The sequence below is a fragment of the Streptomyces paludis genome, assembly GCF_003344965.1.
Lineage (GTDB): Bacteria > Actinomycetota > Actinomycetes > Streptomycetales > Streptomycetaceae > Streptomyces > Streptomyces paludis.
Genome location: NZ_CP031194.1, coordinates 7,975,283 through 7,987,750, shown reverse-complemented (window position 1 = coordinate 7,987,750; position 12,468 = coordinate 7,975,283). Strand labels below are relative to the sequence as shown.

The 12,468-nt window shown below is 70.8% G+C and carries 8 protein-coding genes; 4 read left to right on the top strand and 4 right to left on the bottom strand.

Going from position 1 to position 12,468, the window contains the following annotated elements:
• Window positions 1-20 precede the first annotated feature (20 nt).
• From DVK44_RS34470 to DVK44_RS34460, 3 genes are read left to right on the top strand one after another with little or no spacing between them, the layout of a single operon-like run.
• Entirely contained in the window at window positions 21-1,478 is a 1,458-nt protein-coding gene (locus DVK44_RS34470) for an LLM class flavin-dependent oxidoreductase (protein ID WP_162794216.1), read from the top strand.
• Window positions 1,475-2,839: an NtaA/DmoA family FMN-dependent monooxygenase gene (locus DVK44_RS34465; RefSeq protein ID WP_114664534.1), complete on the top strand. Its 1,365-nt coding sequence runs from the start codon at window positions 1,475-1,477 to the stop codon at window positions 2,837-2,839. Before DVK44_RS34470 ends, DVK44_RS34465 begins: the two co-directional genes overlap by 4 nt.
• A 12-nt stretch (window positions 2,840-2,851) precedes the next feature.
• A complete protein-coding gene (locus DVK44_RS34460; RefSeq protein WP_114664533.1) occupies window positions 2,852-3,865 on the top strand; it encodes an aldo/keto reductase in 1,014 nt (337 codons plus the stop codon).
• Window positions 3,866-3,928: 63 nt separating this feature from the next.
• Here the strand turns inward: DVK44_RS34460 and DVK44_RS34455 are convergent, their stop codons facing one another.
• Complete coding sequence (locus DVK44_RS34455) at window positions 3,929-4,768, bottom strand: sulfurtransferase (RefSeq protein ID WP_114665628.1); 840 nt, start codon at window positions 4,766-4,768, stop codon at window positions 3,929-3,931.
• A 158-nt stretch (window positions 4,769-4,926) separates the two neighbouring features.
• Here DVK44_RS34455 and DVK44_RS34450 point away from each other — a divergent pair, with 158 nt between their 5' ends.
• Window positions 4,927-5,319, top strand: a complete 393-nt coding sequence (locus DVK44_RS34450; RefSeq protein WP_114664532.1) for a M55 family metallopeptidase — start codon at window positions 4,927-4,929, stop codon at window positions 5,317-5,319.
• A gap of 22 nt (window positions 5,320-5,341) precedes the next feature.
• On the opposite strand, the gene DVK44_RS34445 is transcribed toward DVK44_RS34450, so the two are convergent.
• From DVK44_RS34445 to DVK44_RS34435, 3 genes are all read right to left on the bottom strand, one after another.
• Window positions 5,342-7,690, bottom strand: a complete 2,349-nt coding sequence (locus DVK44_RS34445; protein ID WP_114664531.1) for a protein kinase domain-containing protein — start codon at window positions 7,688-7,690, stop codon at window positions 5,342-5,344.
• Between the two features lie 268 nt (window positions 7,691-7,958).
• Entirely contained in the window at window positions 7,959-11,300 is a 3,342-nt protein-coding gene (locus tag DVK44_RS34440) for a S8 family peptidase (RefSeq protein ID WP_228447494.1), read from the bottom strand.
• Window positions 11,301-11,556: 256 nt separating this feature from the next.
• Complete coding sequence (locus DVK44_RS34435) at window positions 11,557-12,468, bottom strand: hypothetical protein (RefSeq protein WP_114664529.1); 912 nt, start codon at window positions 12,466-12,468, stop codon at window positions 11,557-11,559.

The following is a 12,468-nucleotide window of genomic DNA, read 5'->3' as shown; positions in this document are numbered from 1 at the left end:
AACTGGAAGGAACACGCACCATGCCCGAGCGACAGCTCCATCTGGGCTATATGCACTGGCTCAACGGCACACACTGGGGCGGCTGGCGGCATCCGGACGCGCCCACCGCGCACGCCTTCGAGCTGGAGTACGCGACGAAGGCGCTGCGGCTCACCGAGGACGCGAAGTTCGACTTCTTCTTCCTCGGGGACACACTGCCCGGTGACCTCGCCGCGGAACAGTGGATCACCACACACAACACCGGACGTCTGGAACCCTTCACCCTGGCCTCCCAACTCGCCCTCCAGTCATCGAGGATCGGGCTCGTCGTGACGGCGCACCCGACGTTCTACGAGCCGTACATCCTGGCGCGGCTGACGGCCTCCCTCGATCACCTCAGCGGCGGACGGCTCGCGTGGAACGTGGTGCTGGGCGCCTCCGACCTCGCCGCGCGCAACTTCAGCCTGCCGGACCTGGGCGGCACGGCCCGGTACGAGCGGGCGGACGAGTTCATCCATGTCGTCCGGCGGCTGTGGGACAGCGTCGAGAACGGCGCCTATCTCCAGGACAAGCGGACCGGGCGCTACGTCGACGAGAGCAGGATCCACCGGCTCGACTGGCAGGGCACCCACTTCCAGGTGGCCGGCACACTGCCGCTGGAGCGTCCGCCGCAGGGCCATGTCCCGCTGCTGTACGCGGGGGCCTCCGAGCAGTCCCGCGAACTGACCGCGAAGTGGGCCGACATCAACTTCACCGGACCCGCCACACCGGCGGAGTCGCTCGCGTTCAACACCGATGTACGGCAGCGGGCCGAGCGCCTGCGGGGACGCGTGGACCCGATCTTCTTCCTGCCGGGGATCACCCCGCTGATCGGTGACACCCGGGCGGCGGCGGTCGAGCTGTACGAGGAGCTGAACGCGCTGCTGCCGTACGACGACGACATCGTCGAGGGCGACCAGGACGAGGCGTTCTGGTCGGGTCCCGAGGGGGCCCGGATCAGCGCGTCCCCGTTCCCGCTGCCCAAGGGGTTCCGCAGTGTGCGTTCCCTGTCGGAGCGGGTCGGCGCCGATCTGCGGCCGGCCGGCATCGACGGCGCCGTCAAGCCGGACACCGCCGCGGACCTCAACGCCTACGGCCGCAGGCTGCTGACGCTCGTGGCGGAGCGTACCGGCCGCACCGTGGACAACGGGGGCGTCCGGGTCAGGGATGTGCTGGCGGCGTCGATCGCCGGGAACTTCCCCCTGGTGATCGGTACGGCCGGGCAGGTCGCGGACACCCTGATCTACTGGTTCGACCAGGGCGCCGCCGAGGGGTTCAACGTGAGCACGCCTTTCCTGTGGGAGCAGTTGGAGCGCTTCACGGGCGAGGTGGTCCCGATCCTCCAGGAGCGCGGTGTGTACCGCACGGAGTACACGAGCGACACCTTCCGGGGCCACTTCGGGCTGGACATCCCCCCGAACAGCTTCACCACGACGGATCAGGAGGAACGACCGGTATGAGCGGCCGTCGCAAGCTCCGCCTCGGTCTGGCGGCGTACGGTACGGGCTGGGACCTGGACGCCTGGCGGCTGCCGGAGGCGACCAACTCCGGTCTGCGCGACCCCGGTGTGATCCTGGACATCGCCCGGACCGCCGAGCGCGGCACACTGGACTATGTCTTCGCCGGCAGCGCCCTGGGCAGCGAGCCGGACCGGCTCAACCGGATCTACCGCTGGGACAACTTCGTCTACGCCGGTCACGCCGCGGCGATCACGCGGAACCTCGGGTTCGTCATGTCGGTGAACTCCTCCTTCGAGCATCCGTACGCCGTGGCACGGCAGTTGGCGACCCTGGACCACTTCAACCGGGGACGCACCGCGCTGAACGTCGTCTTCGGCATCGACCGCGACGGCGACCCGGCCGGCAACTACGGCAAGAACCCGGTGCCGACGGAGGAGACGAAGTACGCGCGCGCCCGGGAGTTCACCACCGTCGTCAACCGGTTGCTGTACGAGAGCTGGGACGACGACTTCCTTCTGGACGACCGGGCCGGCGGCACCCTGATCAGGCCCGGGTCCTGGCATCAAACGGACTTTCACGGCGAGCACTTCGACGTCCGGGGCCCGCTGAACGTCCCGCCGCCGGTGCAGCGCCACATCCCGGTCGTCCAGGTGGGGCTCTCCGAGGAGTCCCTGCGGTACGGCGCCGACTTCGCGCAGGTGCGGTTCTCGCCGTACTTCGGGATCAGCCGGGGCAAGGAGGAGTACCGCAGGCTCAAGGAGCGGGTCGCGGCCAACGGGCGCGACCCCGACAAGTTCAAGATCATCCCGGGGATCACCTTCCATCTCGCCGGCACCGCCCGGGAGGCGCGTGCGAAGTTCAACGAGATCAACGCCTTTCAGCTGGAACAGGCGCTGCCGGCCGCGTTCTCCCGGGCTCTCGGTATCGATCTGTCGCGGGTCCGCGACAGCGAGCGCGTCCTCGACGTGGTCGACATCGAGGCGATCGCGGACGACGCGCTGCGGCCGCTGATCAGCGACCGCGCCCGGGACACGGCCAACGACCGGGAGCTGCTGCGGCAGATCCTCACCACCCAGATCGGTGAGGACGCGAGCCTGCGCGAGCTGTACCACTACGTGCAGCGGTCCCGGCACGAACAGCAGCCGGCCGTGGTCGGTGACGCGAAGGCCATCGCCGACTGGCTGGAGGAGAACCTGGAGGAGGAAGTCCTCGACGGGGTCCAGCTGTTCCCCCCGTACCACCGCGGTCCGGCCGATCTCTTCGTCGACCTCGTCGTCCCGGAGCTGCGGCGCCGCGGCATCTTCCGGACCGCGTACGAGTCCTCGACCCTGCAAGGTCTGCTGGACACCGACGATTTCTGAGGAAGGAGAGCAGTGTCCCCCATTTACCGACTCCCCGAAGGCCATCGCCAACTCGGCACCTCGGGCCTCGTTCTGTCCGAGATCGGTATCGGTGCCAGCACCTTCGGCCGGTCGGGCATGCGCGCGAGCGGCCAGGAGGCGGTCACCGCGATCGTCGACCGGGCGATCGGGCTCGGTGTCACCTACTTCGACCTCGCGGAGGGGTACGGCGACCGGCCGGGCCTGAGCGAGGAGCTGTTCGCCGCCGCGCTCGGTGCCCGCCGCGAACAGGTCGTCATCGGCACCAAGTTCGGGCTGAACCTCTACCGCGAACGCGGCGCCGCCTATGCGCGGCCCGGGTCCCGCAAGTACATCGTCGCCGCGGTCGAGGAGTCGCTGCGGCGGCTGCGTACCGACTACATCGACCTGTACCAGATCCACTTCCCCGACCCGTTCACCCCGGTCGAGGAGACCCTGTCGGCGCTCGACTCGCTGGTGCGGGCGGGGAAGGTGCGGTACATCGGCGCGTCGAACTTCAGGGCGTGGCAGCTCGTCGACGCGGAACACATCGCGCGGGCGCGGGGGTTCAGCCGGTTCGTGTCGACGACCGACGAGTACAGCCTGCTGTGGCGCAAGCCGGAGGAGGAGCTGATCCCGGCGCTGCGCCACCACGGGCTGGGCTTCATCCCGTACTTCCCGTTGCAGAACGGGCTGCTCACCGGCAAGTACTCGGCGGGGCACGCGCCGGACGACGCCAAGATCACCAATCTCAAGCGCTATCTGCTGGGATCGGCGCCCTGGGAGGCGCTGGCGAAGTTCGAACAGTTCGCCCGTGACCGGGACATCAGCCCCGGGACGGCGGCGCTGGGCTGGCTGCTGGCCCAGCCCACGGTCACCAGTGTGATCGCGGGGGTGACCGGTCCGGCGCAGCTCGACGAGAACGTCCTGGCCTCCCGGTGGACCCCGACGGCCGAGGAGGAGGCGGAGCTGCGGGGCCTGTTCACCGGCGATCTGTCGGGCGGCCCCGGTGTGGTCGACCGGGGCTGAGGAGCTGGGGCGCGGTGCCCCCGGGGCGTTGCCGGGGGCACGGCGCCCCGGCTCCTCCCGGGGTCACCGTGCCGGCGGTGGGTGGGCGCCGCCCGGCCGGGCCCCGGTCGCGGCCGGCCGCGCGGGATCGGTGATCCAGGCGGACCACGAGCCGGGGTACAGCGCCGCCTCGATGCCCAGGGAGGCGAGTGCCAGCACGGTCGTCGTCGCGGACACCCCGCTGCCGCAGTACGCGCCCACCGCGCGTCCGTCCAGGTGCGCGGCGTACAGGGCGCTCAGTGTGGCGGGGCCGGCCAGCTCGCCGTCGGCGAAGTTGTGCGAGCCGGGGACGGTGTGCGCGCCGGGGATGTGGCCGGTTCCCGTACGGTGCGGGTCGCCCACGTATGCCTCCGTGGCGCGCGCGTCGAGGAGATGCCCGGCGGCGGCGAGCCGGCCGGCCTCCTCGGCGGTCAGCAGCGGCAGCGACCCGGTCCGTACGACGGCCGTGCCCGCGCCCGGCGGGGGCACCCCGGTGTCGAGCGCGCCGCCGATCCGCCGCCAGGCGGACAGACCCCCGTTCAGATAGCGCACATCCGCCACCCCGGCCCAGCGCAGGACCCACCAGGCGCGGGTGGCGACGGCGGGGCTCTGCCGCGTGTGGACGACGACCGTGCTGTCGTCGTCCACACCCCACACCCGCAGCCGCTCCCGCAGATCCTCGGCCCGGGGCAGCGGACCGGCACCGGCCCCCGCCTCCGGCGGGCCGATCAGGTCCTCTTCGAACGGCACGAAGTAGGCGCCGGGCAGATGCCCCGCCAGATAGGAGCGCCGTGCCTCGGTGTGCTCTCCTGTCTCCCGGCCGACCTCAAGGACGACGACCTTCGCACCGGCCCGCAGAGCGGCGTCGAGTTCCGTCGCGGACATGGTCACAGCCGTCGTTGACACTGGGCGCATTACCGCACTCCTCCTCCTCGATAACTAAGTAAAAACTAGCAACACCGGAGCAGTGTGCTACATAGTTTTTATTAAGGCTCGAATAAGTCGCGGTACCGCATGTCGTACGCGCGCGTACACTCCGGGCCATGAACGTGGTGTGGGTCGCGGACGCGCACGGAACGTACCGGAACCTCCTGCCGGAGGCGCTCGACCGGCGTGCCCGGCTGGTCCGCGGCAAGCCGCGGGCGGGGACGACGCCGCCTGCGAGGAGGTGCGGGAGCTGGGCGCGGGAGCGTCTGCGCCGTGCGGCGGCCGGGGCGGTCTCGGGGCGGGGCCGGGTCGCGCCGCTGGAGCTGGCCGGGCCGGTCGATGTCGAAGTCGACCTCGCCGGGCCGCACATGGTGGATCTGGCGACCCTCGTTCCCGGCGTGTCACGCGCCGGGAACGGCCGTACGGTCGCCTTCACCACCGACGGCTTCGCCGACGCCTACCGGCTGATCGTGCTGCTCGTACAGCTCGCCTCCGTCAAACCCGCATAGCCGCGCCTGGCACGGCGCTCTGTCAGTCCGACTTCGGGGGCTTCCGCGCGTCGAAGGCGAAGAGGGTGTTGCTGGACGCGACGACGACCACCGCGCGCCCCGCGACGGCCACCCGCGGGCTCGCGCCCTGTTCGCCCGTCAGGCCGTCGGTCCGCGGATCCGTGGTCCACAGGATCCTGCCGTCGTCCGGCGCCAGCGCGACCACCCGGCCGGTGGCCGAGCTGAAGTACCGGGCGTCGGCCTCCGCCGCGGGACCCGACGCGCCCTCCACGCCCGTCTGCCGGGACCACTTCTCCCTGCCGGTGGCGGGTTCGAGCGCGGTGACGAGACCGCTCTGCCGGCTCACGTAGAGGGTGCCGTCCGTCATACCGGGCGTCCCGGGGTAGGTCTTGGCCAGCCGGGAGTACGTGACCTTCCGCGAGACCAGGTGGACCCGCGCCACCCCGTCGTAGCCGGTCGGTTCCACTCCCTCCCTGTGCTCCTGGAGGAGCACGAGCGCGCCGTCGGCGGCGCCCATCGGCACGGCGGGGCCGTCCACCGCGATGGGCCGGCCCAGGGTCCCCGAGGCGCGGTCCACGGTACGCAGGGTGGGGTGGCGCACCTCGAAGGCGTTCAGCTCCGCGACGGTCGCGCACATCGCGACGAGCCGCGAGCCCGCCAGGACGGGAGCGCACTGGGTGCCCACGGGGAACGGCGACTCCCAGGCGAGCTTGCCGCTGTGCGCGTCCCTGGCCTCGAAGCGGGAGTTGGCGGCGTCGACCGTCACCACGAGGGAGCCGACCACGACGGCGTCCTGGGTCCGGCCCGTGACGGCCGTCGACTGGGCGCCGGACGCCGCGGACCACAGCTCCCGGCCGCTGTCCGCGTCGACGGCCACCACCTCGGCGGCGAAGTCCTGCGCGGCGCCCTCGGCGGCGAAGCGGTAACCGAGCACCGTGTCGTGGGTGGCCCCCACCAGGTGCATGCCCTGGGCGGGTACGCCCGGACTCTTGACCGTCCACACCTGCGAGCCGTCCACGAGCCGGATACGGGTGGCGACGACTCCGCCGCCCCCGCAGAACAGCGCCTCGCCGCTCACGACGCAGCGCAGCTCGTCGGGTATGTCCTCGCGGCCTCCCAGCACCGTCCTGTTCCACGACCGGAAGCCGTCCGGCAGCACGCCCCCCGGCGCCGCGACGCTGTTGCCCTTGTCGCGGGCGCCGTTGGCCTTGCCGACGCTGTCCCCGTCGGCCCCGCCCGCCTGCAACACGGCCGCTCCCCCGCCGATCGCGGCCACCGCGACCGCGGCCGCGAGGACGGGACGCCAACGGCGCCGCAGCCTGCGGCCGATGGGGGTGCCGGAGCTTCCCGCATCGGCACCGGCCGGGGCGGTGTCCGACGCGGTGTCCGGGGCGGCGGTCACCGCGGTGTCCTGGGCAGCCGCGGGGGTGGCGTCGCGGGCGGTGCCGGGGGCGGTCTCCGCGGTGGAGGTCGGCGCCGGGGTGTCCCGCGCCGCCAGGTGATGCTGGGTGGCGATGTCGCGGGTGTGTCCGGCGCCCAGCCCGTTCGCGCCGGTCACCCCGAGGTCGGCCGGCAAGTCCCTTAGCAGCACGAGAAGTTCGTCCGCCGAGGGGCGCCCCTCGGGCTCCTTGGCGAGACACGACTCGACGACCGCGCGCAGCACCTCGGGCACCGGACCCAGCGACGGCTCCTCGTGCACCACCTGATAGGCCGTCAGATACGGGCTGTCCGCGTCGAAGGGCCCGCGCCCCGTCGCCGCATACACCAGCAGGGTGCCCAGCGAGAAGACATCGGACCGGGGCCCCACCCCACGCGGCGCCTGCAACTGCTCCGGCGACATGAAGGGCGGCGTACCGATGACCCGTCCCGTCATCGTCAGTGTCTGCTGGTCCGCGGCGCGCGAGATGCCGAAGTCGATGACGCGCGGGCCCTCGGGCGAGAGCACCACGTTCGAGGGCTTCAGATCACGGTGGACGACGCCCACCCGGTGGATGTCGCGCAACGCCTCCGCCAGCCCGATGCCGAGCTTCCTCAGCTCCACCCCGTTCAACGGGCCCTTCGCCGCGATGAGCTGGGCGAGCGTGGGCCCCTCGATATAGGTCGTCGCCATCCAGGGCTGCTCGGCCTCGGGGGCGGCGTCGACCACGGCGGCCGTGAACGCGCCGCTCACCCGCCGCGCCGCCGCCACCTCCTGCCGGAAGCGGATACGGAACTCCTCGTCCCCCGCGAAATGCTGATGGATCAGCTTGATCGCGACAGGCCGCCCCGAGCTGGTACGGGCCAGGAAGACCGTGCCCATGCCCCCCGAGCCGAGCCGCGCCTCCAGCGGATAACCGCCGATCTCGGCTGGATCACCTCCCCGCAGCGACACTTTTCCCGACCTTTCGTCCCCCGTGCACCTCTGTCACCACGGGCCTTGCGTATCTGTCCTGGACACAAACTAGCCGCAGGGCAGTGCAGAAGAACAAAGCGGGTGACGAACAAGGGTTCTACGGCCGCTGGCGACCGCCCCGGACGGCGGAACGACCACCCTCGACGCGTCCGGTAAATATCTCAATAAGCGTATAGGGGAGTGTTCCGCCGCTCCGGTCTCGCCGGGGCGGCGGAACACTCCCTTCCATCTCTGGATTACTACGGGATCACTGGCTGAGCAGGTACGCCTTCTCGATCGTGACCTCGTAGGCGTTGCCGCTGGTGTCGGTGACTTTCGCCTTGAGGGAGACCGAGGTGGCGGCCGTCGGGTGGGTCAGGGTGATGTGGTGCCTGCCGTCGGTGCCCGTGCCGTAGGTGACGGGCGTGTTGGTCCACGCCTTGCCGCCGTCGTAGGAGACCTGGACGGTGAGCGACCCGAGGTTGTGCTGCGCCGGTCCCCGTACATGGAGCGGGAACGTGACCGTCTCGCCGGCCTTCGCCGTGCTGGTCAGATCCAGACTCGGCGTGAAGCGGACGATGTTGATGGGCAGGCTCTCGACCGTGTCGCCCTCGGGGGCCTTCGAGGTGAACGTCCAGGCCGCCACCAGCCGGCTCGTGACACTCGCGATCTCTGTGGGGCGCGTCGCCTCCGTGCTCACCTTGTACGTGGCGGACCCGTCGGGAAGGTCGTCTACGAGCCTGCACGGCCCGAGCTGGTAGCTGGGGACGGTCTTGCCGTCGACCGTGACCGTGGTGCGCTGGGTGGTGACCTCGGAGTTGCCGCGGTGGCCGACCCCGTCGGTGAACTCGTTCACGCAGACGTCCATGCCGTCGCGGGACCGCTCGCTGCCCCCTGCCCCCTCCTTCGGGCTGAACACACCGACGTTGAAGGTCTCCGAGTACGTCTTCCCCGCCTCGAAGGTCCTGGGTTCCGCGGACAGCAGCTCGATACCGTTCTCCACGCCGTACTGAACGGCGCCGAGTTCCCAGGTCAGGTACTTGGGCATGGTGAAGTAGGTCTTGGCCGTGGTGGGCAGGGCGAGCGGCTCGGTCAGCAGGCCGAAGCCGTACCGCGACGGCCCTGTCGTATCGGTCCAGCCCGGCGCGAGAGAGCCTATACGGTTCTTGGTCGAGGAGCCGAACCTCGCGTTCATCAGGGCCAGTTCGCTCATGTCGGCCGTGTGGGTGAACCCCGTGTAGAACGAACCGGTGCGGTTGTAGAGCAGGTTGTAGCTGGTGCTGCCCTTCTGCCAGAGCCCACCCACCTGCGCGTTCATCAGCGCCGTCGGGACCTGCGGGCCGACATGGCCGACGCGTATGTCGCCCATACTGAACAGGTTCCAGTGACTGGACCGAACCTCGCCACCCGCCTTCACACCGAAGCCCACATATCCCAGGACAAGCTTGGCGGAGTCCGGCGCGGTGATGCTGACCGGCTTCGCCGTGCGGGCGTCGAAGGTGACGGTGGACTCCTCGACGAGGTTCAGCTTCGGCTGGACCAGCCAGGCCCAGTCTCTGCCGGTCTCCACCATGGAGCTGAGCGTGTACGGGCCCTTCGGAAGCCTGATCCTGACAGAGCCGTCGCTGCCGGCCGTCACGTCCTCCGAGTAAGGGCCGTCGTGGCTGAACACCCAGGCCGACGACTTGGAGGGCTTGCCGTTGTTGTCGATGAACTTCAGCGTGACGTCGTACGACTCGGCCTCACGCTCGACCGCGAAGGTCGTGCGGACGTTCTGGCTGCCGTCGGTGGACCTGGCGACGACCGTACCGGTGAAGACACCGTCCGTGCCGCCGATGTTGGTGTTCGCCCGGAGGTCGATGCTCGTCCTGCCGCCCGCGGGGACGGTGACCTTGGTGGCGCTGAGGACGAAGAAGCCGTCCGCGACCGGCTTGCCGCCGGGACCGGTCGTCTCCAGCGACACATCGAGCGTGACGGGCGCCGTCCCGGTGTTGTTGTACGTGATCTGCTTCGTGACGGGCAGGTCGTAGGTGTGCGGCCACGGCGCGATGCCGAAGTTCAGTCCGACCTGCTCGCTCAGGACGGTCTGCGTGATCGCCTTCGTCAGGTCGGCACGGCCCGCGCCCTGCTGGAACACACTCTGTCCCGCGCCGGGCCTGGCCGAGGAGACCAGCGCCTTCTTGATGCGCTGGCCGCTCCAGTCCGGGTGCTGCTGCGCGAGGAGCGCCGCGGCGCCCGCGACATGCGGGGTCGCCATCGACGTACCGGACATGGCCACGTAACCGTCGGCGGCCGGGCTGCCGTCCATACCCTTCGCGGCCTTCGCGGCGACGATGTCCACGCCCGGCGCGGTGATGTCCGGCTTCAGCGAGCCGTTGCTCGTCGGGCCCACACTGGAGAAGCCGGCGATCCGGTCCTTGCCGTCCACCGCGCCCACCGTGAGCGCGGAGGTGGAACTGCCGGGAGAGGAAATCGTGTTCGCGTCCGGACCCTCGTTGCCGGCGGCGACGACGAAGAGGATGTCGTGCTCGGCGGACAGCTTCTTGACCGCCGCCTCCAGCGGGTCGGTCCCCGGGGTGTCCACACCGCCGATGCTCATGTTGGCTATCTTGGCGCCCTGGTCGACGGCCCACTGCATGCCCGCGATGATGCCGGACTCGGAGCCTTCGCCGCTGTCGTCGATGACCTTGGCGTCGATGATCTTCGCGCCGGGCGCGACCCCGAAGTACTTCCAGCCGGACTTGGCACCCGAACCGGCGATGGTCGACGCGACATGCGTACCGTGGCCGTGGTGGTCGACGGTGTTGCCCGAGCCCGAGAAGTCCTTGCGGGCGATCGAGACACCCGCGAGATCGGGGTGCGTCTGGTCGACACCGGTGTCCAGGACGGCGACCTTCACGCCCACACCGGTGTAGCCGGCCTGATAGGCGCTCCCTGTGCCGATCTGCGCGCCGCTCTTGTCCAGCAGCGCCGTGCGCTTCCCGTCCAGCCACACCCGCTCGATACCGGGGGCGGTCTCGCGGTCCTCGTTCGGCACGTCGATGGGCTCGGTCAGCGCGTCCCAGACCTCGGCCGCCTCCTCCTTCGGCGCGGTGAGCGCCTCGCCGTCGATCGCCGGGAGCGAACGGCGTACCGCGACATCCGCCTCCGCGATGGCTGTCCTGGCCTCCGCCTTGCGGGCCGCGTTCTTCCCGTACGAGACGATCAGCGGGAGCGAGGCCCGCCGCTCGTCGCCGTACCCGGCCTTCCGCAGCGCCGTCACATTGAACAGCCGCTGGTCCAGCTTGCCCTCGGCCACCAGCCGGGCGGCGTCGGCCGGCAGGACATGCACCTCGTCCCCGACGGTCCTGATGTTCATCCGCGTGCCCTCGCGGCCCTGGCCGGGCTCCACCCGTGTCACCCGGCCCTGGGTGTCCAGATGGACCTGGTCACCGGTGATCAGGGTGACGGTACCGCCGGCCCCGGCCCGCGGTCCCGCCACTCCGGCCGCCCCGCCGTCGTCGGTGACGGACGCGGTGGCGGTGTGCGCGGTGGCACCCGATACCAGCCCGGCGGTGAGCAGGGCGGCCACCATGGCCGCGCCCGCTCTTCTTCTGTGAGTACGCAACACTTCCCCAACTGTTGAAGCACTGACCCGAACAAGACTCCCGAGGCGCTGTGCGTCCCCCTCGGACACACCTCGGATTGCGCCCACCACCGGGACCCGCGCAGCGCACGGCGCAAGCAACTCTCTTGCCAGCAAGCGCAGTTGGCGTGGATCCCGGTTCTTGGTGAACTTCGGGCGATAAGACGGTCAGCGACCCCGGTCGGTTCTCCGTGCGATCAATTATTTTTTCGCGTACCGCAGCGGCCCCGCGCCACACTTCTCAGGCGTCGGGCAGTGACGCCGCGAGGTGCTCCCACGCGGCGTGCACCTCCTCCCCGACCATCCCGAACTGCGTGATGACCGCGACACAGCGTCCGTCCTCGTCGTCGAGTTCGATCGCCGAGGTCGGGCCGTGCGCCGCCGGGGACCGGACGAGGTGGCAGGCGCGGACGCCCTTGAGGTCGATCTCCACGGAACTCTCCGCGACGGCCGCGAACACCCGGCCACCGATGGTCCTGTCGGTGACATGCACCCGCCCGCCGCACGCCTGCATGGCCGCCGGGGCGAACACCGCGACGCCGATCGGCAGCCCGACGGAGCAGACATGGTCGAGAACGTCGGGCACGACACCGGCGTCGATCGCCCGGTGCTCGCCCCGGTACCGGTCGAAAGCGGCCCGCCGGGCGATACCGCCGTCCACGAGGACGGTGTCGAGCTGCGCGAGCTGGTCGCCGTTCTCCCAGGCCGGCACCTCGGGGGCCGCGGCCGGTCCGGCGGCCGGGGCCCCGGCGTCGACCGTGCCGGCGAGTCCGGCCAGCAGCCGGTCGCCCTCGGAGAGCAGGCGCCCCTGGTGCACGGTCCGGCCGGCCGCGTCGTACAGATGGAGGGCGACCGTGCCGCTGCTCTCGTCCCGCGCGACCACGGCCGAGGCGACACCGCCGCTGTCGAGACGCAGCGCGATCGAGCCGGGGTGGACGGCGAACGCGTCGCCGCGCAGGCTCGGGAAGGCGTAGTTCCCGGCCTGGTCGATCCGGGCGACCGGTCCTCCGGTGACCGCCTGGACGTACTGGAAGAGCGTCAGGCAGCGTGCCAGTTCCGGCATCCGCGGGTCGATCAGCCGGGTGCTGCTGTGCCGCCGGCCGCAGCAGTCGAACGCGCAGGCCCCATATGGTCCGGGGTCATGATCCGTCAT